19 protein-coding genes, 1 pseudogene and 1 riboswitch are annotated in these 18,690 nt (G+C 53.1%); of the genes and pseudogenes, 10 read left to right on the top strand and 10 right to left on the bottom strand.

Annotated elements, in window-relative coordinates:
- Positions 1-7 precede the first annotated feature (7 nt).
- The 5 genes from rlpA to lipA all read left to right on the top strand — a co-directional run bounded on the left by rlpA (position 8) and on the right by lipA (position 4,802).
- Positions 8-1,195: an endolytic peptidoglycan transglycosylase RlpA gene (gene rlpA / locus GTU79_RS07325; protein WP_203522335.1), complete on the top strand. Its 1,188-nt coding sequence runs from the start codon at positions 8-10 to the stop codon at positions 1,193-1,195.
- 205 nt (positions 1,196-1,400) lie between these two features.
- Positions 1,401-2,612: a D-alanyl-D-alanine carboxypeptidase DacA gene (gene dacA, locus GTU79_RS07320; protein WP_132922842.1), complete on the top strand. Its 1,212-nt coding sequence runs from the start codon at positions 1,401-1,403 to the stop codon at positions 2,610-2,612.
- A 150-nt stretch (positions 2,613-2,762) separates the two neighbouring features.
- Complete coding sequence (gene ybeD, locus GTU79_RS07315) at positions 2,763-3,026, top strand: DUF493 family protein YbeD (RefSeq protein ID WP_132922843.1); 264 nt, start codon at positions 2,763-2,765, stop codon at positions 3,024-3,026.
- Positions 3,027-3,040: 14 nt separating this feature from the next.
- Positions 3,041-3,742, top strand: coding sequence for a lipoyl(octanoyl) transferase LipB (gene lipB / locus GTU79_RS07310; protein WP_203522336.1), 702 nt, complete (start codon positions 3,041-3,043; stop codon positions 3,740-3,742).
- Positions 3,743-3,836: 94 nt separating this feature from the next.
- On the top strand, positions 3,837-4,802 hold the full coding sequence (lipA, locus tag GTU79_RS07305) for a lipoyl synthase (RefSeq protein ID WP_203522337.1): 966 nt from the start codon (positions 3,837-3,839) through the stop codon (positions 4,800-4,802).
- Between the two features lie 111 nt (positions 4,803-4,913).
- On the opposite strand, the gene tatE is transcribed toward lipA, so the two are convergent.
- A complete protein-coding gene (tatE, locus tag GTU79_RS07300) occupies positions 4,914-5,123 on the bottom strand; it encodes a twin-arginine translocase subunit TatE (protein ID WP_203522338.1) in 210 nt (69 codons plus the stop codon).
- Positions 5,124-5,412: 289 nt separating this feature from the next.
- A riboswitch (Fluoride riboswitch) is annotated at positions 5,413-5,475 on the top strand.
- 72 nt (positions 5,476-5,547) lie between these two features.
- Here tatE and crcB point away from each other — a divergent pair.
- On the top strand, positions 5,548-5,943 hold the full coding sequence (crcB, locus tag GTU79_RS07295) for a fluoride efflux transporter CrcB (RefSeq protein ID WP_203522339.1): 396 nt from the start codon (positions 5,548-5,550) through the stop codon (positions 5,941-5,943).
- Positions 5,944-6,009: 66 nt separating this feature from the next.
- Here the strand turns inward: crcB and cspE (GTU79_RS07290) are convergent, their stop codons facing one another.
- The 8 genes and pseudogenes from cspE (GTU79_RS07290) to GTU79_RS07255 form a co-directional block, all read right to left on the bottom strand.
- A complete protein-coding gene (cspE, locus tag GTU79_RS07290; RefSeq protein WP_025244663.1) occupies positions 6,010-6,219 on the bottom strand; it encodes a transcription antiterminator/RNA stability regulator CspE in 210 nt (69 codons plus the stop codon).
- Positions 6,220-6,426: 207 nt separating this feature from the next.
- Positions 6,427-7,191: a DUF481 domain-containing protein gene (locus tag GTU79_RS07285; RefSeq protein ID WP_132922848.1), complete on the bottom strand. Its 765-nt coding sequence runs from the start codon at positions 7,189-7,191 to the stop codon at positions 6,427-6,429.
- Positions 7,192-7,987: 796 nt separating this feature from the next.
- The gene (gene lpxP / locus GTU79_RS07280; protein ID WP_214513808.1) at positions 7,988-8,911 is read right to left on the bottom strand and encodes a kdo(2)-lipid IV(A) palmitoleoyltransferase; all 924 of its coding nucleotides are present in this window, start codon (positions 8,909-8,911) and stop codon (positions 7,988-7,990) included.
- Positions 8,912-9,185: 274 nt separating this feature from the next.
- Positions 9,186-10,340, bottom strand: a complete 1,155-nt coding sequence (gene hpxO / locus GTU79_RS07275) for an FAD-dependent urate hydroxylase HpxO (RefSeq protein ID WP_203522340.1) — start codon at positions 10,338-10,340, stop codon at positions 9,186-9,188.
- 321 nt (positions 10,341-10,661) lie between these two features.
- Positions 10,662-11,045: pseudogene (yedD, locus tag GTU79_RS07270) on the bottom strand (lipoprotein YedD); the annotation flags it as partial.
- Positions 11,046-11,316: 271 nt separating this feature from the next.
- Positions 11,317-11,529, bottom strand: coding sequence for a transcription antiterminator/RNA stability regulator CspE (gene cspE, locus GTU79_RS07265; RefSeq protein WP_132922852.1), 213 nt, complete (start codon positions 11,527-11,529; stop codon positions 11,317-11,319).
- Between the two features lie 481 nt (positions 11,530-12,010).
- Entirely contained in the window at positions 12,011-12,310 is a 300-nt protein-coding gene (locus GTU79_RS07260; RefSeq protein WP_132922853.1) for a hypothetical protein, read from the bottom strand.
- Positions 12,311-12,572: 262 nt separating this feature from the next.
- Positions 12,573-13,400, bottom strand: a complete 828-nt coding sequence (locus tag GTU79_RS07255; RefSeq protein ID WP_203522342.1) for an N-acetylmuramoyl-L-alanine amidase — start codon at positions 13,398-13,400, stop codon at positions 12,573-12,575.
- A gap of 581 nt (positions 13,401-13,981) precedes the next feature.
- Between GTU79_RS07255 and GTU79_RS07250 the strand changes: the two genes are divergently transcribed.
- Both GTU79_RS07250 and GTU79_RS07245 read left to right on the top strand, forming a co-directional pair.
- Positions 13,982-14,566, top strand: a complete 585-nt coding sequence (locus GTU79_RS07250; protein ID WP_203522343.1) for a trypsin-like peptidase domain-containing protein — start codon at positions 13,982-13,984, stop codon at positions 14,564-14,566.
- A gap of 345 nt (positions 14,567-14,911) precedes the next feature.
- On the top strand, positions 14,912-15,661 hold the full coding sequence (locus tag GTU79_RS07245) for an SDR family oxidoreductase (protein WP_203522344.1): 750 nt from the start codon (positions 14,912-14,914) through the stop codon (positions 15,659-15,661).
- Positions 15,662-15,676: 15 nt separating this feature from the next.
- On the opposite strand, the gene GTU79_RS07240 is transcribed toward GTU79_RS07245, so the two are convergent.
- Positions 15,677-16,294, bottom strand: a complete 618-nt coding sequence (locus GTU79_RS07240) for a TetR/AcrR family transcriptional regulator (RefSeq protein WP_203522345.1) — start codon at positions 16,292-16,294, stop codon at positions 15,677-15,679.
- Between the two features lie 458 nt (positions 16,295-16,752).
- Between GTU79_RS07240 and GTU79_RS07235 the strand changes: the two genes are divergently transcribed.
- The gene (locus GTU79_RS07235) at positions 16,753-17,220 is read left to right on the top strand and encodes an outer membrane lipoprotein (protein WP_214513807.1); all 468 of its coding nucleotides are present in this window, start codon (positions 16,753-16,755) and stop codon (positions 17,218-17,220) included.
- Positions 17,221-17,234: 14 nt separating this feature from the next.
- The gene (locus GTU79_RS07230) at positions 17,235-18,689 is read left to right on the top strand and encodes an alpha/beta hydrolase (RefSeq protein WP_203522346.1); all 1,455 of its coding nucleotides are present in this window, start codon (positions 17,235-17,237) and stop codon (positions 18,687-18,689) included.
- Position 18,690 lies beyond the last annotated feature (1 nt).

Here is an 18,690-nt window from a genome sequence, read left to right as displayed (position 1 = left end):
GTGAGCAATGCGGAAGGAATGGCACTGGATCGGCGTGATTGGGCTATTGCTCACGGCATGTACCACGACCACTGAAACACCGCAGCAATCCTCCGCACCGGCCTATAACGGCCCGGTAGTGGAAATCAGCGGCGTGGAGCCGCGCTATGAACCCTATAACCCCAATACCGGCCAAGACTACGAGATGGGCGGCAAGACCTACCGTATCGTCAAAAATCCGCAGAATTTCAGTGAAACCGGGCTGGCCTCCTCTTATGGCGCCGAGCACAACGGCACCACCACCGCCAACGGCGAACCCTTCGATGCGCAGGCCCTGGCCGCCGCGCACCCGACCCTGCCCCTGCCAAGCTATGTGAGGGTGACCAATCTGAGCAACGGCCGCCAGCTGGTGGTGCGGGTCAACGATCGCGGGCCCTATACGCCCGGACGGATTATCGACCTGACGGAGGCCGCCGCCGAACGGCTCAATATCTCCAATCAAACCACGGTCAAGGTGGATTTCATCCAGGTCGCCCCGGACGGCACGTTGTCCGGGCCGGGCACCATCGGCACCGTGGTGGCCAAACAGAACTATGCGCTGCCGCCCCGCCCGAACCTGGATGCCCCGTCGCCGGGCGCGATGCAGTCGTCCGCCCCCGTGGATGATACGCGCGTCGCCTCGGGAACGGCGCCTGCGCCGGCTATCCGCCCGGTGGCGGACCCGGTGCCTGCTGAGCCCGATATGGCCCCCGCGCCGTCCGCTTCCGGCTCCGGCAGCGGTTTTCTGGGCAGGCCCACCCCGCTGCCGGCCGGCGTAGTGGAGTCTGATGAACCAGCCCCCGCCGCACCGCAGCCGGCAGCGACTTACCAGCCGTCCCATACGTCCGCCGCGCCGGCCGCAACCTATACGCCGTCCCATGCTTCCGCCGCCCCGGCCGCGACCTATACGAAGACCCATGTCTCCGCCGCGGCGACTGCCCCGGCATCCGGCCGCTACGTGGTACAGGTGGGCGCGCTGGGGGATAAACAGCGCGCGCTGGCCTGGCAAAAGACCCTCGGCGAGCGTTTTGGCGTTCCGGGCAAAGTGACCGCCAACGGCAACCTTTATCGGGTCCAGCTTGGCCCGTTCAGCAGCCGCCAGCAGGCCGCCGCGCTGCAGCAGCGGTTAACCAGCGAAGCGCAGCAGCAGTCATTTATAACCGCTGCGCCGGAGTAAATGCGGCGCCGTTTCCCGGCCGGATCCCAACCCGGCGCTGGCTCCGGCCGGGCCGCAGCGGCCGGGGTTTTAATGCCCGGAACCCTGAAACATTCTTAAAAGGTTCTCCTTTACCAGAGAATCGATTGTCTGGTGCCGCTCTTTTATACATCTGCTATAGTGTGGCACGATTTTAACTTACTCCCATGGATGCTGTTGTCCTGACATGAATAAAGAAATGACCCACCTTTTATTCAAGCGCTTAGCGTTAAGTACCGTCATTGCGTTGATCCCCCTGGCCCACGGCCAGGCGGATGATGTGAATCTCAAGACCATGATTCCCGGCGTACCGCAAATTGATGCTGAATCCTATATCCTGATTGATTACAACTCCGGCAAGGTATTGGCGGAGCAGAATGCCGACAGCCGGCGCGATCCGGCCAGTCTGACCAAAATGATGACCAGTTATGTCATCGGCCAGGCGATCAAGGCGGGCAAAATCTCCCCCAACGACGTCGTCACCGTGAATAAGGATGCTTGGGCGACCGGTAACCCGGTATTTAAAGGTTCGTCATTGATGTTCCTCAAACCGGGGGATCGCGTCCCTGTGGCTCTGTTAAACCGGGGGATCATCCTTCAGTCGGGCAATGACGCCTGCGTTGCCATGGCGGATTTTGTCGCCGGCAGCCAGGATGCCTTTGTCAGCCTGATGAATAATTACGTCACCGCCCTGGGCCTGCCCAATACGCATTTTGAGACGGTGCACGGTCTCGACGCGCCGGGCCAGTTCAGCTCCGCCCGGGATATGGCGATGATCGGCAAAGCGCTCATCCGCGACGTGCCGGATGAGTATGCCACCTATAAAGAACGGGAATTTACCTTCAACAATATCCGTCAATTGAACCGTAACGGTTTATTGTGGGATACCAATTTGAACGTGGACGGTATCAAAACCGGCCATACGGATTCCGCCGGTTTCAACCTGGTGGCTTCAGCCACCGACGGCCCGACGCGGCTGATTTCCGCGGTGATGGGCGGCCATTCCCCGAAGGGACGTGAAAACGAAACCCGCAAATTGCTGACCTGGGGGTTCCGTTTCTTCGAAACCGTGGCGCCGCTGAAAGCCGGTAAAGAATTTGCCTCCGAGCCGGTCTGGTTCGGCGATACCGATATTGTCAAGCTGGGCGTGGATAAAGATGCCTATCTCACCATTCCCCGCGGACGCATGAAAGATCTGAAAGCCAGCTATACCCTTGACAAGACCGAGCTGCACGCGCCGCTGGCCCTGAATCAGCAGGTGGGCACCATCAATTTTCAGCTCGATGGAAAGATTATCGATCAGCACCCCCTGGTGGTACTGAATGAAGTTAAAGAAGGCAATATCTTCAGCCGGATGGTGGATTATATCAAACTGATGTTCCACCACTGGTTCGCGTAACGGAAGCATTCCTTGTCAGGCTTAAAGCCTCCGCCGTATAATAGATCCAATTGTTAACACACCCGCTATCGCGGGTGTGTCATTTTTGTATTCCTGCATACCGCCTCTGGGTTTTGCCGGGATATATACGCTATCCGGAGCGGAGCGCTAATGAAAACCAAACTGAATGAACTGCTCGAATTCCCCTGCCCGTTCACCTATAAAGTCATGGGCGTCGCGCGTCCCGAGCTGGTTGACGATGTGGTGGAAGTGGTGCAGCGCCATGCGCCCGGCGATTATATCCCTGAGGTCAAACCGAGCAGCAAGGGCAATTATCACGCGGTTTCCATTACTATCACCGCTACGCATATCGAGCAGGTGGAGGCGTTGTATGAGGAATTGGGCAAGATCGAGATGGTCCGCATGGTTTTGTAAACGGGGAGCTGCCTGTGTCATCGGATAACATCATTATTCGTCAGTTGGATCTGCAGCCCTATGACGTGGTGTCGCAGGCGATGCATCGCTTCACCAATCGCCGCGGCTCTGACACGCCGGATGAAATATGGCTGGTGCAGCATCCCCAGGTCTTTACCCAGGGACAGGCCGGCAAGGCCGAACATATTCTGCAGCCGGGAGCCATTCCGGTCATACAAAGCGATCGCGGCGGCCAGGTCACCTTTCACGGCCCCGGACAGCAGGTTATGTATGTATTGCTCGATCTGAAACGCCGTAAACTCGGGGTCAGGCAACTGGTCACTCTATTGGAAGACACGGTAGTGGCGACGCTGGCCCGCTTTGATATCAGCGCCCGCGCCCGTGCTGATGCGCCGGGGGTATACGTGGGGGATGCCAAAATCTGTTCCCTGGGGCTGCGCATCCGCAAAGGCTGCTCTTTCCACGGCCTGGCGTTGAATATCGCCATGGATCTCTCGCCGTTCCTGCGCATCAACCCCTGCGGCTATGCCGGATTGCGCATGACCCAGGTAAGCGACTATGTCCCCGGAGTGCAAACGGCCGATGTCGCGCCGGTGCTGATTGAATCTTTTCTCGCCTTGTTAAAGGGCCCCGCCGCCGAGATCCTGCCATGGCGTAGGGAAGATTACCCAACAGAGCCTGAAGTGCATGCACCGCCGGCGTCAAACATGTTATAATTTTTGACGTTTTATCAAATAAAGTTGAACAACCACGTAACAGTCCGGATGAAAAGGTTCATTTCGGTACTTTAGGGACGGGATCCGCTACATTATGACTAAACCGATACAGATGGAACGCGGCGTTAAATACCGTGACGCCGACAAAATGGCCTTGATTCCGGTTAAAACCGTGGCGGTTGAGCGGCAAGAGCTGTTGCGCAAACCGGAATGGATGAAGATCAAACTGCCGTCGGATTCCACGCGTATCCAGGGAATAAAGGCCGCGATGCGCAAAAACGGTCTTCACTCAGTCTGCGAAGAAGCTTCCTGTCCTAACCTGGCGGAGTGTTTTAATCACGGCACCGCCACCTTTATGATCCTCGGCGCCATCTGCACCCGCCGGTGCCCTTTCTGCGATGTGGCCCATGGCCGGCCCACGTCGCCGGACGCCGGCGAGCCGGAAAAACTGGCCCAAACCATCGCGGAGATGGGTCTGCGTTACGTGGTGGTGACCTCGGTGGATCGCGACGATTTACGCGATGGCGGCGCCAGGCATTTTGCCGATTGCATCAGCGCCATCCGGGCCAAAAACCCCACCATCAAAATAGAAACGCTGGTGCCGGATTTTCGCGGCCGCATGGATCGCGCGTTGGAAATCATCAACACCTCGCCGCCGGACGTCTTCAACCATAATCTGGAAAACGTGCCGCGGCTTTATCGCCAGGTGCGCCCCGGCGCCGACTACTCCTGGTCCCTGAAGCTGCTGGAGCGCTTTAAAGAAGCGAATCCGGAACTGCCGACCAAATCCGGACTAATGGTAGGACTCGGCGAAACCAACGAAGAAATCATTGAAGTCATGCGCGACCTGCGCCGTCATGGCGTGACCATGCTGACGCTCGGCCAATATCTGCAACCCAGCCGGCATCACCTGGCGGTGAAGCGTTATGTCAGCCCGCAGGAGTTCGACGACATGAAGGGGGAAGCATTGGCGATGGGCTTTACCCATGCGGCGTGCGGTCCTTTTGTCCGTTCGTCTTATCACGCGGATTTGCAGGCCAAGGGAATCGAGGTGAAATAACCGTCGTCCTTTGCATAAAGGACAACAGGGGTTATTTCATTAGGCGGTGTAGCATACAGCAGGCACGCCGAAAAGGATGGGCGAAGCGACCATCCTTTTTACCAGCTCGCCTTAGTCTTTATGGTGTTCTGTTACCTGAGGAGCCACCGGTTCTTCAGTTTGCGTTTTCTGCGCGGTCGGCTCATCGTTGTTCATGGCCTTTTTGAACCCTTTGATAGCCGCCCCCAGATCGCCGCCGAGGCTGCGCAATTTGTTGGTACCGAACAGCAGCACAATCAAGGCGCCGATAACTAATAATTTGGTAATGCTTAAACCTTCCATAATCACCTTCTTGATTAACGCTTGCTCATAAAACCAGCGAAATTACAGTCTAACGCTTTTAACGTTATTATCGCCCTATTACAAGAGATATCTGTAACAGATTTACATACGTAACGGTAAATACGCCCGGATCGGTATGATACCAACCCACCACTGTTACCTACCGTACCAGCAATTGCGGGGCGGCGAAACAACGATTTTCCAATACCGGCGGCATTCGCCAGCCTAACCCCTTGAGCGCCCCTCAGTAAGCACCCCCCTCCTATGCTATAGACAATTTTTATGTATAATGATTGCAGGAGATGGCATTCCTCCTTTAACCGCCGTTTCGGCTGATGATGCCTACGTTAACCTGCTGGCAAGGGGGACGTAGCGTCATGTTCGCCTTTGTGAGCTTTCATTCCCCCAATCATGAAAGGTCTATATGTTTACCCTTCTTTCGGCCGTCTTTATTGGCGGAGGTCTTGGCAGCGTGCTGCGCTGGTATGTGAGTTTGAAATTAAGCGGTTCGTCGATTCATATCCCGGCCGGTACCCTGGCGGTCAATCTGGTGGGGGCATTTGTTATCGGCCTGTGCCTGGCTCTCTTCGTGCGCATGACGCATATCGAGCCGGCCTGGAAGCTCTTTATCACCACCGGCCTGTGCGGCGGTTTAACTACCTTTTCCACTTTCTCGGCGGAAGTGGTGACGCTAATGCTTAACGGGCAATTGATGTGGGCGGGATTGAATATTCTGCTGAATCTGGCGGGCTCGTTGCTCATGACTTCCATGGCGATAGGATTGGTGCATATCTTCGGACCGTCTGTGCCCTTAGAGTGAAAACTTTTCCCTCCTTAGAAACAACAAAACCCGCACAAGGCGGGTTTTTCAGGAAACCGGCTATATTTAAATAGCTGTTACGTCAGCGGCCGAAGGGCCTTTGGCGCCGTTAGTGATTTCAAACTCAACGCGTTGGCCTTCTGCCAGCGTTTTGAAACCGTTACTCTGGATAGCGGAGAAATGCACGAATACATCTTTGCTGCCGTCTTCAGGAGTAATGAAACCGAATCCTTTAGATTCGTTAAACCACTTAACGTTACCTTTAATCTTAGACATCAAACTTACCTTTAATAAAATGATAGACACTAACTCTGTGTCGTGTGTAGTACAGCAATTGGTAAGTCCTTTGTCCAGCTTAAGATCATCAAAACGTGATAAAAACACTTAAAATAAGATTTTCACCCGCAAGACATCCCTCCGCTGACTTTATATTCTTTCAAGCCGTGGATTCAGCCGTTCATCACGACTGAATCGAAGGGAAAATTACAGCCCGTAGACCAAGGCAATGGCGGTCTTGGTATCGGTATGTTTTGGTGCGCCATCAGGCGGAGCGCTGTTATAGGTCACGTCGTAGGTCACTTTCAGCGAGAAGCTTTTATTGATGGCCACGCTAAGACCGGTTTCGGAGTTCGCGGTAAGATCCGCGTTACCTAAAAGAGATACGCCCTGGATAAACTGGGTGGTATCGGTTAACTGATAGGTAAAGGACATTGCGCCATAGGCCAGCGCCTTGGTTTGTCTGCCGCCGCCTTCAAATTCGTCGTGCCGTACGCCGGGGCCGGCTTCCACCCGCAAATGCGAGATAGGACCGTTGAGCAATTGACGGCCATAGCCGGCGGTAGCGGTGGAGCGCGAGCGATAGCCGTTATAACGATCGCTTAGCCAGTTAGCCTGTCCGAACAGGAAGTTATCGGTATCCAGATTATGGCGGGCACGGGCACCGGCCTGATATTTTTCATCCGAACGTACATTATTGGAGGAGTCGTTAGCCGCTTCGCCCCAAATACTATAGGCGTTGGTGGGTTGAAACCACGTCATGGTGCTGCTGGCCGCCAGATTCGAGCTCGTGGTGTTGCCGGATTGCTTGTTGTAGCTTCCCAGAACATTACCATCAAAACTTTTTTTCGCGGTTGAAGGATCATCCAGCGCGGTGAAAATATCGGTATCAGCAAAAGTCGAAAAACTAGCCAGGGACATTCCCAGGATAGCTAACAGCGATACTGCCCGAGAGCGGCCATTGCGTAACATAATTTACCTATAAATAATTGGGGGGTATGAAACCAGCACATGTAAAGAAAGGTTGATAGTGTAGCGAATCAGAACAAAAGGTGTACCAGTAATTTTTTGTAATATTAGTAACAAATTTTAAACTTTACAGCTTTTGTTTAAATCCTGATAATGATAGCACCCATGGAAATTAAAAAAGCTTATTATTCAGCAGCTTTTATATAAAACAACCAGCACGGGCCTTTACTTACGTTTGCACTATGTTTACATTAGCCGGGCCTGAAAGATTCGGATTAATCTGAAATTTAGTTTGTATTCAGAATTGCTGGTTACTATACGCCAGATTTGCGCGAGCGCTCGCAAAAAATCAATTAACCGCGCATTTAAGCCTATCATCGGGTTAAAGTTTCAGGAACGTTAATGAAGTAGTTCAAATGTGAATAACGTCAAGCCCCCCAGGTTTATTTAAAAATCAACCAGTAAAAAATGCTGCCGCCTACCGCCCAGAACAGTGCACTGAAGAGGAACACCATGACCCAGGATTTGTTATGTGTTATGTCCATCTTGGGATATTCTCTGACAATTGGTTTTGTATTCATGCTGCCAGTATAGAAATTACCCTCCACAAGTGATTGTTGGAAAAAGCGCCAAAATACGGTCTATATCGGCGGATTGAGACAATAACGGGTCAATAGCCGGGCGGCGGCGGCAAAAAATGGCTAAAACCAAAAAAATTCGACTTGCTCTCCTTGAGAAAAAGTAAGCGTCCGTCCCCCTGGGTTCAGGGGAGCGGTATGCGCAGGTCAGTCAGAGAGGGTCACAGGTAAAGAGAAAGTTCACCCGTGGGGCGGGTTTTAAAACGCCGGTGCATCCATAAATATTGATCCGGCGCCCGCATGATTTCCTGCTCGACGATTTTATTCATGTAGCAGGTGGCGGCCATTTCGTCATCCAGCGGATAATCGTCCAGCTGAGGCTGAATCAATAGCCGGTATCCTTTGCCATTCCTTTTGCGCAGTAATACCACCGGCACCAGCTTTGGTTTAGCCAGCCGGGCCAACGTGAAGGTGCCGCGGGTAGTGGCAGCGTGGCTTACGGCGAAAAACGGGGCGAAAATACTGCCGCGGGGGCCGTAATCCTGATCGGGAGCGAACCACACGGTCTCGCCCTGTTTCATTGCCTGTACCATGCCGCGCAGGTCCTTGCGATCCAGCATTGCCTTGTTGGACCGCATCCGGCCCCAGGTTTGCACCAGCTCCATCACCTTATTATTGTGGGGCCGATACATAGCCATCATCGGCTGACACAATCCCATCGCCCGCCCGCCAAGCTCCAGCGACATGAAATGGAAGCCAATCACCATCACCCCCTGATTGTGTTCATTGGCCCGCTGCAGATTGTGCAACCCATAGACATCAAACCAGCGCCGCACTCTGGCATCGGACCAGAACCAGGCCATTCCGGTCTCAATCAGTCCCATGCCCGCCGAACGGAAGTTATTGATCACCATCCGCTCCAGTTTGGCCCGATCCATGGCGGGAAAGCAGAGTTCAAGGTTCCTGCGGGTTATTGCCGCCCGGCGTTTCAAAAACTGCATAGACATCCGGCCCAGCCAGCCGCCCAACTTATATAATGTCGGGTAAGGCAGCTGAACTAATAAAAAAAGCACGCCCAAACCGAACCATATAAGCCAATAGCGCGGATGCAGTAAGGAAAACGTAAATTTCTGGGGGTGTATCATTTTAGTTAAGCTTCATAATTTTATTGCGTACCTTTTAAAAACCACCCTGGATTATTTGCTTACATAAAAGACATTTTTTATCGTTGAAGATAAAAACTGACAATAACAGAAGCGAGCAGGACATTTTCTAACGAAGAAAAATTTGTTGGGAGCGATGCTAGATTACCATAATCCGCATTGGGATTATCTTGAAAAATATTTATTAAACCCTACGCCGGCGCAGGATTGCCGCACAGCTTAACCGTCCGTACCGGCGTATAGCAGCTGTTTGCCGCTATAGCGGGCCGCCCTCGATGGTATCGACCAAGCCGTCGATAATATGCTCTCCCGTTTCCCTTGCCAGGCTGCGGTACCAGTCTTCGGTGGCCGCCGGATCCTTGCCGTGCGTCACATCGCAGCGTTTGCGCGCTTTAAGCACCAGCGACCCGACGCGCTGCCGCCGGCTCTCCTGATAGCGACGCAACGTATCCTCAATGCCCAGGGAATGGGTACGCAAAAGGTTGGCCAGTACTATCGCATCCTCCATGGCGGCGCAGCCCCCCTGACCGATATCCGGGGTGCTGCTGTGACCCGCGTCCCCCAGCAGGGCGACGCGTCCGCGCACTAATTGCTCCAGGGGATCGATATCATGTATTTCCACCCGATTGACGCCGGCGGGTTCAAGCCTGTCGATAAGCCGCTGCACCGGAGCGCACCAGCCGGCAAAATAACCGCGCAAATCTTCTTTCGCGGTATCGGACCGCTGTCTTAACCCTTGAGGAAGAGGAACATCGAAGAAGAAGTAAAAACGCCCGCCTGCCACCGGCATCAACGAAACCCGTTTACCCTGCCCTACAAAAGTGGTCCATTGATCCGCCGGCGCGAGGCCGTTCTCGGCGGCAATCAGGCCATTCCAATTAACATACCCGGCAAACCGGCGTTCAACGGTATGACCGAGCACATATCCCCTGACGACAGAGTGCGCCCCGTCGGCGCCAATCAGCAGATCACCGCTGGCCGAGCTGCCGTCCTCGAACCAGGCGGTAACCTGCCGGCCGTCATCTTCCAGCTCCACCAAACGTTTGCCAAGGTATATGCGCTCCCGGCCCAAGGCGTCCAATAACAGTGACTGGAGCTCCGCCCGGGCCACCGGATAAGGATATTCCCCTACCCGCTCCACCAGAGGCCGCAAGCTGAATTGGGTCAGGGTTTCTCCGGTGCGGTAATCCCGGTAGGCCATGGCGGCCATATTCCCGCCGAGCGTCTTAATCTGTTGCTGAAGTCCAATGAAATTCAGGCACTTAACACCGTTAGGCCAGATGGAAATGGCGGCGCCCACCGGTTTTATTTCTCTTACCGACTCGTAGATTTCCACCCGGCAGCCCATATTTTGCAGCGCTATGCCGGCGGTGGCGCCCCCCATTCCCGCACCAATAATGATTGCTTTCATCGCTTAGACCTCCACGGGACGTTGTACCGGGAAGAAGCAATTACGGTGCCATGTTCATAGTACATTGAAAATAATCAATTTATTACAAGATAAATTCAACATGCCGTACCCGGAACATAACGTTGCACCGTAGGCGGGCAGTGAAATCTTTGTTTCGCACTGTCTTGCAAACGGCGCAGCCCGCCATCGTTAGATCATGCCCGCGCTATGTCAGCCTTTGGTATTTCTCATTTGGGCGCCGCCGGATTTCTTATGTGACGTCTGGACATGGCGCACCGGGGCGGTTGGTACGATTATCTGATAATCGCCATTGACGCTGGTGAGAAAGGCAGCGCATTCCGCGGTAGGGGCCTTAACCCGGCGCAGGGTCATATGGTCATATTTCATTTCACCGTTCTCCAGGACAATCTTATAGTTTTCGCTCTTGAAGGTAACGTTGTAATACTGCTCACCGGTCCAGTCCAGCTTGCCTCTTTTGGCAATGGTGCGTTGCCAGTGACGGCAATCCAGCGTATCGCCGGATCGGGTGATGATTAAACTTGCTACGGCCTCCGGACTGACTAGCCAGCTTTGCGGCCCGGTAGTGGTCCATACGCCGGCCAGCTCCTGGGGCGCGGGCGCTTTAATCACCTCGGCATAATCGGCGGTTCCCGCGCATCCGGTCAAAGCAGCCGCCAGCAGACCGGTGACAAAAATTTTCTTCATACCAGTGTCCTTGTTCAGTCGAAGCGGGATTTTAGCATTAAATGAAGGGGTTTGTTAAAAACGACAAGAGTCTTATGGCGCAATTTTGCGTTTTCTCCCATTAGACTTTAAGATTTGTCAGCAATACGGCGAGGGATTTCGATAAAAAAAGATAATAAAAAACCCCGGAATTACCAGGGTTTAGAATGTTTCGGCTTAAGTAAGGTACCTGACTGCTCCGGCTTGCGCCATCATCGCTATCGCAGGTAGCCTAAGTCACCGGGGCTGTATATTACAGCGCAACAACGTTAGTTGCTGACGGGCCTTTCTGGCCTTGTTCGATATTGAATTCGACCTGTTGGCCTTCATCAAGGGTTTTGAAATCATTGCTTTGGATTGCAGAGAAATGTACGAATACATCTTTGCTGCCGTCAGCAGGGGTGATAAAGCCAAAACCTTTGCCTGCGTCAAACCATTTTACTGAACCGGTCATTTTGTTAGCCATTTTTGTTTCCTTTTTAGAGCCGCCATAAGGCGATTGTGGTCTGCTTATCGAGATTTACTTATGGGAGCACTAAAGAAGGAAATTCCTCGGAGAAGCGATAATTTGCAATACCGTTTAAATCGGAACAACTTTACTAAAATGACATTCATAAATAGGTCTGCTCTACAAACCGATAACGCTATTTACACATAGGGAGATCGTGATAGCAAGTTTTTTCATTTTATTTTTCATCCTTTTAACTTTCCAAAACAATTCCGTTGGGCTATGCATTAAGCAGGATACCGCACTATGCAAATCGAAACAAAGCCGCACAACTCCTTGATAAATAGAGTTGATTAACGATGAAAGACGACCTCTTTCGATTTGCAAATCATCATGTCTATGGGGTACGGGCCGAGAATGGCTATTGAGTATCCGGAGGTATGATGGCCTTCAAAACGTCATGCCGGATGCGCAAGCCGTCATGGAAAAAGTGACATTCTTAAACGGAGACAATCTGGTCGGCAACAATGGAATAACCTCCGTTCCACTCCATACGCCCGGTGACGGTTAGCCGTTCGCCCCGAAGATGCGCCATCAATTCGAGCGCCATGATATCGAAGCCCACCACGGTCAACGGGTAAGAGCTGCGCTTATCGCTTTCCGCCAGAATGGTTGCTTTCACCATGGGCCGCCCGGTATTGCCTTTGATACGGCTGGGAGATTTGGTGATAACGCCTGATAAAGTGGTGGTTATGGGGCTATGGTGATTTTCGGCTTGTTGCTGATTACTTGAATTCATGACAGGACACCTCCGCATTTTCATAAATTTGTCAGAAAGATTGTGTATTTTACCTGATTGCATCCCGCTTGTGTGAGCAATTGTGCAAGTAATGCCCAAAATTTAACCGAAAATATGCCCGTCCAGGCAGATTCTCGGTTATAGGCGCTTTAAATAATAGCCAAGCGCTCCTGCTTATTATACCCCCGCAAGGGATAGAAGTCCGCTGGTTCCGGTAGGCGGCGCAAACAAACCCTGCCCGCATCTCAGCCAAAGGGCTCACTCAGCTGCGGTATTTTTCAACCAGCGCCATGGCAATCGCTTCGGTTTGCGCGTCCGGCGTACCGGAAATATCCTCTGGTCTGAAATGCATCTGGAAGGCACTGATGGCGCGCCGGGTCTTATCATCCGCCAGCCCGTTCTCAGGGATAGAGTAGCCATAGCGGGCCAGCGCTTGCTGGATTTTAGCCACCGGGGCCGGCTCACCATGCGCCCTCCCCGCCAGATATCTCTCCACGCTCTCGCGATCTGGCCAGGCGCCGATGCCCCGTAGTGCCAGTTGTCGCCAGGGAAAGCAGGGACCGGGATCGTTTTTTCTCAGGGGAGCGATATCGCTATGGGCCACCACATTTGCCGGGCTTATTCCATAGCGGTGTATGATATCCCGCGCCAAAAGCGCCACCAGCTCAATTTGATCTTCATTGAACGGATACCAGGTTTTTCCCCCCGCTTCCTCGCGAAAGCCCAGATTGACAATTTCAATACCAACGGAGGTGTCGTTAATATTGTTGCGCCCTTGCCAATGGCTCTCCCCCGCATGCCAGGCGCGTTTCTCTTCGGCGACCAGTTGCCTTGCCACCGGTTTGCCCCGGTTGATTTCCGGCGAAGAGTGCACCAGATAATGTGCGCTCACCTGACCCTGGGTCAATAAACGCAATGATTCCTGGTCGTCCGCGGCAGTGTAATGCATGACCAGAAAACGGATCCTCTCGTCCTGGCTGTTGGAGGAAACGGCGCTATCCGCCAGGTAGGCGCCCCGGTCAATCTGCCCTGGTTTCCCACAGCATCCTACTAAAATTATTATCCAGAAATAAACAAATAATCTGCGCATTCGCACCTCTCATGAAAAAAAGGATAAAGTTTTCAACTTAAACGGGCCGGAAACGAGAAGAGGCAAAAAACGGCTATTGGAATATTTCGTTTTTAACGGCAGCCATATGTTGTACTTTTATTAATATTTTGTTTCAAATGAAATAATTAAATGACATCCCTAATAAGTAATGAGAGAACAAATTAAATCGGGTGTTTTATTGCCTACCGCCGCTTATTCAACTCGAAATTTTACTTAACTCACCCGATGATTGCCAACGACCCGTCTGATGCGTCGACGAGAGCCCCCGGAGGGGCATGGAGACTGGATTGACCGATAAAAAAATATTTTAGCCGGCACAATGGAAAAAGGATGAAGAATTCAAATTAAATATATTTCAACGAATCAATATCATCCGAAAAATAATTTGAGTTAAGTAGACCATTTTTCTAACCCTGCTATGTCAATACGTCTGTATATATCCTTGCCCCTGGCTAAAGAAAATGCAAATCCGGCCGTTAACCCTAGTGGCGCACAGCACTGGCCGGGCTTGATCACCAGGTGATCAATTTTATTAAGGCGGCAATAGCGAAACAGTAAAGATGAAAATTAATATTTTAGTAACTTTATTTCCTCTATTATTATCTGCCTGTACCGCGGTAGGCCACTACAAAGTTGATCAAACGGCGGCAAGCAGAGCGGATTTTCATTTTGTCGGGATCCCGGTGCTGGCCGGCGCCATTGGTTCCAGTTTTCCACTTACCGCCAAATACAGTCTTACCGCGGGTCATGTGGCTAAGGTCATGATGGTCAAGGTAAAGGCCTATAATGCCCTGTGTGACGTGGCGATAATTTATCATGACAATACCGGCCGCAAATTACCCAAGCTTGAAAAAGCGGATAAAGGAGACAAGATCAGCCTTTACGGTTATAACGCCTATACGGCCATGCCCACCTCCTCATCCGGTGTGTTGAAGGAGTTCGGCTGGTGGGATAAGCCGGGCACCAGCTGTCTTTACGGGCTGAGCGATGCCGGCGGCGTGCCCGGCATGAGCGGCGGTCCCGTCTACGCGCAGGATGGCGCCATAGTGGGGGTATTCACCGCCACCCATCCCAAAAGAAATCAAACCATGTTTGTTCCCTATCAGGAAATCGCCGGTTGGGTAGATAAAGAAATCAAGAGTTGAGCTTGTTGACAAAGTGCCCGGCCCAGACAGGCTGCCAGATCGTAAACACGCCGTGAACCCCTCCCTGGGGGCTCGATCCGCGCCATCCCTGGCGCGGACGGTTTACTCTTCTGGCAGCTTGTCCCGCCTTATCGACTCCGAGTACGTTTGTCAGCAGTCTGATCAAGTATTGATTTCTTTTTGGCGATCTATGCTTTCATCTCAGGCCGCTTAAGCCGATATCAGCCGGTTTTATTTCGTATCAATTGCTACGAAATAGCTTGACGCTATCTTCCCCCATGGTTATTTTCGTAGCGTTTACTATGAAAAAGCTATCGAACAATAACCATTGACCAGGAGGATCGGATGAGTCAGACGCTTCAAGGTAAAATAGCGTTGGTTACCGGCGGCAGCACCGGTATCGGCTTGGGTATCGCACAGGAATTCGTTCATCAGGGCGCATTCGTTTTTATCACCGCCCGCAGGCAACAGCAGTTGGATGAAGCATTGGCGCAGCTCGGAGATCAGGCGGTGGGCATCCGGGCCGATGTAGCGGATTTGGCCTCGCTGGACCGGCTTTTTGACCGGATCAAATCCCAAAAAGGACATCTGGATATCGTGGTGGCCAACGCCGGCGGCGGTGAATTCGCTGCCCTGGGGGCTATCACCGAGGAGCATTTTGATCGCACCTTCGCTATCAATGTCAAAGGCGTGTTGTTTACCGTGCAAAAATCGCTGCCGTTATTGGCAAAAGGCGCGTCGGTAATTTTGACCGGCTCTACCACCTCTGCTATCGGCGGAAAGGATTTCAGCGTTTACAGCGCCACCAAAGCCGCGGTGCGCAATTTCGCCCGCAGCTGGATTCAGGATCTGGCCGGCCAGGATATCCGCATCAATGTGCTGAGCCCCGGCCCCGTCCAGACCCCCGGCCTGCTGGGCCTGGTGGAGCCGGATCAAGAGGAGGGCCTGCTGCAGACCATGGCCTCCCTGGTCCCCCTCGGACGGGTTGGACAGCCGGCGGAAATCGGCAAAGCGGCGGTATTCCTCGCCTCGGACGCGGCAAGTTTCATTAACGGCGCGGAGCTTTTCGCCGACGGCGGCCAGGCGCAGATCTGAAGCCGGCCCGCCGTTTCAGTCCGTCGGCCATGCCCTAAGGGCCGCATCCGCCATAGCCCGGGCTTGTGCCCGGGTCACGCCTTCCAAAGCCTTGATGGACATCCCATACAAAAAGGTCGCGTAAAAACCGGCCAGCGCCGCCGCATCGGTGCCCGCCGGCACATCGCCTTCCGCTATGCCCCGCTCGATACGCCGACATAACGCCAGCTCCGTTTGCCGACGGGCCTCGGTCACCGCCTGCTGCACAGAGGCCGACGCCGCGGAACAGTTGATGGCGGAGAGCGTCAGCATGCAACCGGGGGGCGTCAGGGGGTCGACCATGCTCTCAACCGCCTGGCTGAGAATGCGCGTCACCGCCCCTTTGGCGGTTTTTTCCTCCAGGGCATCTGCCTGGTAACCGCCCGGCCCGTCGATATAGCGCTTGATGGTTTCCAGGAACAAATGTTCCTTATCGCCAAAGGCGCTGTAAATGCTCGGCGTGGTAACGTCCATAACCTTGAGCAATTCCGTCAGGGAGGTGGTTTCATAACCGCGCAGCCAGAACAACCGCATGGCGCGATCCAGTACGGTATCGCGATCGAACGAGCGCGGCCGGCCACGGGGTCTGGTGAGAGGGGTTTTACTTGTTTTCATAACGATCGATTGTAAATTATCCGGTCCACAGCGGCAAGCACGCCTTTTGCCTCAGTAGCCGTCCCTGTCGCCGTCCGGATTGGAATAACTTAGTCGCTGGTTATGATCGCTCTCTCATATCGACAAAATAAATGCAGTTAATATTGGTTTTATGGCGTCTTCTTTTAAGAGATGGATAATAAAATATGAATGACTATACATTAATAAATCTGAAATTATAAGAATCAGGATTTAATTGTTCTTCTTTCATTACGTAAGAATTATTAATACCTAATCCATTGGTGAAAATTAATTACCGATTATTAGCTTCACAGAAATCAATATTTAATTTATTTTCTCTTTATGCTTAGCTAAGAGAGCAAGACATTCAATACAAAGCCGATAGTTGCTTATTAAGAATCCATCCAGGGCATTAATAGTGCTCCACATGTCATGCACGTTAAATAACAGGTAAAACTATGTCCAGAACATTTGTTGTCATTGCCATTAGCATGGCGTTATTAAGCGGCTGCGCCAATAACCGTACCTCTTCCGGCGATACCTTTACCGCGGCGCAGGCCAGGCAGCTTCACATCGTTACCTATGGCACATTGATCTCGGTCCGTCCCGTCACTATCCAGGGAGGAAGCGGCGAGAATGTCCTGGGAACCGTTGGCGGCGGCGTCATCGGCGGCATGCTCGGCAATCAGATCGGCGGAGGTAGCGGACGCAGACTGGCAACCGCCGCGGGCGCGGTTGGCGGCGTCGCGGCGGGCCCGGCCATGCAAACGCGGGCCAACGCAGTAGCGGGGTGGAACTGGGAAGTCCGCCGGGACGATGGATCCACCATTATTGTGGTCCAGGCACTGGGCACCAGTCAGTTCCATGTAGGCCAGCGCGTCGCCGTGGCCACCAACGGCAGTACGACGACAGTTTCACCGCGCTGATCAGGGGAACATATATGGTTGCCAGAGTGATTTATCAATGGACTATCCGTTTTTTTTGGGTACTGGTCATTTTTGCTGTCGCGGTGTTTAGTCTGCGCGTTTATGAAACGCAAAGCGGGCCGCAATTACAGCTTTGGCATACCTTTGTACCGGATGATATGCAGGCTAAAGCCATTGATAAAGCCAGCTGGGATAGCTATATAGAAGCGGAGGATGAGCTATTCCAGAGCGTTCGCAAAAATGTAACCGATAAACTGGCGCCGGATGTCAAAACTCCTCTTAACCGCTATTATTCCGGCAGTCCCATTTATCCCGATCGTTTTGTTACCAACTGGAACCGGTCATATATCATGAAGCCCGACGGCGCTCCCAAGGGCGCGGTGGTATTGCTGCACGGTTTGACGGATACCCCCTACAGCCTGCGCCATATCGCCGAAAATTACCGCCAGCGGGGCTTTGTGGCCGTCGGCATCCGTCTGCCGGCCCATGGCACGGTACCGGGCGCCCTGACCAAGGTAAAATGGCAGGATTGGACGGCAGCAACCCGGCTGGCGGTACGTGAAGCGAAAAAGCTGAGCGGCAGGGATCTGCCTTTGCATATCGTCGGTTTTTCCAACGGCGGCGCGCTGGCGATGAAATACACCTTGGATGCCTTGGATGACCCGGCTTTGGCAAAACCCTCCCGGGTCGTTCTGATTTCACCTATGATCGGCGTGACCCGTTTTGCCCGCTTTGCCGGCATAGCCGGTTGGCCGGCTTTTTTCCCGGCATTTGCCAAAGCCGCCTGGCTGGGGATCGTGCCGGAATTCAATCCGTTCAAATACAATTCATTTCCGGTGAACGCCGGCCGGCAATCATTTGAGCTGACTCAGGTCCTGCAACGGCAAATCGCCCGGGACGCCCGTGACAATAAGCTGGCGGCATTGCCGCCGGTATTGACTTTTCAATCGGTAATGGACTCTACCGTCAGCACCCGCGCGGTTATCACGGCCTTATATGAACAATTACCCGCCAACGGCAGCGAACTGGTATTGTTTGACCTGAATCAGACGGAAAACTTCGGTCCTTTGCTCAGAACTTCGTCCTACACCGCCCTAGGCCGTTTATTGCCGCCGGCGCCGCGCCGCTATACCACAACGGTGGTCACCAATATTTCCCGCAACAGCCTCTCCACCCTGGCGCGAACCACGCTTGCCGGACAGACGGATGAAACCGTGGAGCTCCTGGGCATAGAGTATCCGGCGGATATCTTTTCACTATCCCATGTTGCCTTGCCTTTCCCCCTGTCCGATTCCCTGTACGGCCGTTATCCGGACCCGCGCAATCAGTATGGTATCAGCCTGGGGGCTTTCGCTGCCCGCGGCGAACGTTCGGTATTGGTGGTGGGGCTGGATTCGCTGATGCGCCTTGCGTCCAATCCTTTTTTTCCCTATATGCTCAAACGCATCGATAACAAGATTGAGGAATAGG

Origin of the sequence: Sodalis ligni (assembly GCF_016865525.2) — a bacterium.
GTDB classification, from domain to species: Bacteria; Pseudomonadota; Gammaproteobacteria; order Enterobacterales; family Enterobacteriaceae; genus Acerihabitans; species Acerihabitans ligni.
Note: the sequence above shows the minus strand (reverse complement) of the source record. Positions and strands in the feature narration are given on the sequence as shown.

What these genes read in the sequence shown, in the direction of transcription:
- rlpA (WP_203522335.1), top strand. Translation starts at nt 8, where the DNA reads ATGCGGAAGGAATGGCACTGGATCGGCGTGATTGGGCTATTGCTCACG.
- dacA (WP_132922842.1), top strand. Translation starts at nt 1,401, where the DNA reads ATGAATAAAGAAATGACCCACCTTTTATTCAAGCGCTTAGCGTTAAGT.
- ybeD (WP_132922843.1), top strand. Translation starts at nt 2,763, where the DNA reads ATGAAAACCAAACTGAATGAACTGCTCGAATTCCCCTGCCCGTTCACC.
- lipA (WP_203522337.1), top strand. Translation starts at nt 3,837, where the DNA reads ATGACTAAACCGATACAGATGGAACGCGGCGTTAAATACCGTGACGCC.
- tatE (WP_203522338.1), bottom strand. Translation starts at nt 5,123, where the DNA reads ATGGAAGGTTTAAGCATTACCAAATTATTAGTTATCGGCGCCTTGATT.
- crcB (WP_203522339.1), top strand. Translation starts at nt 5,548, where the DNA reads ATGTTTACCCTTCTTTCGGCCGTCTTTATTGGCGGAGGTCTTGGCAGC.
- cspE (WP_025244663.1), bottom strand. Translation starts at nt 6,219, where the DNA reads ATGTCTAAGATTAAAGGTAACGTTAAGTGGTTTAACGAATCTAAAGGA.
- GTU79_RS07285 (WP_132922848.1), bottom strand. Translation starts at nt 7,191, where the DNA reads ATGTTACGCAATGGCCGCTCTCGGGCAGTATCGCTGTTAGCTATCCTG.
- lpxP (WP_214513808.1), bottom strand. Translation starts at nt 8,911, where the DNA reads ATGATACACCCCCAGAAATTTACGTTTTCCTTACTGCATCCGCGCTAT.
- hpxO (WP_203522340.1), bottom strand. Translation starts at nt 10,340, where the DNA reads ATGAAAGCAATCATTATTGGTGCGGGAATGGGGGGCGCCACCGCCGGC.
- cspE (WP_132922852.1), bottom strand. Translation starts at nt 11,529, where the DNA reads ATGGCTAACAAAATGACCGGTTCAGTAAAATGGTTTGACGCAGGCAAA.
- GTU79_RS07260 (WP_132922853.1), bottom strand. Translation starts at nt 12,310, where the DNA reads ATGAATTCAAGTAATCAGCAACAAGCCGAAAATCACCATAGCCCCATA.
- GTU79_RS07255 (WP_203522342.1), bottom strand. Translation starts at nt 13,400, where the DNA reads ATGCGCAGATTATTTGTTTATTTCTGGATAATAATTTTAGTAGGATGC.
- GTU79_RS07250 (WP_203522343.1), top strand. Translation starts at nt 13,982, where the DNA reads ATGAAAATTAATATTTTAGTAACTTTATTTCCTCTATTATTATCTGCC.
- GTU79_RS07245 (WP_203522344.1), top strand. Translation starts at nt 14,912, where the DNA reads ATGAGTCAGACGCTTCAAGGTAAAATAGCGTTGGTTACCGGCGGCAGC.
- GTU79_RS07240 (WP_203522345.1), bottom strand. Translation starts at nt 16,294, where the DNA reads ATGAAAACAAGTAAAACCCCTCTCACCAGACCCCGTGGCCGGCCGCGC.
- GTU79_RS07235 (WP_214513807.1), top strand. Translation starts at nt 16,753, where the DNA reads ATGTCCAGAACATTTGTTGTCATTGCCATTAGCATGGCGTTATTAAGC.
- GTU79_RS07230 (WP_203522346.1), top strand. Translation starts at nt 17,235, where the DNA reads ATGGTTGCCAGAGTGATTTATCAATGGACTATCCGTTTTTTTTGGGTA.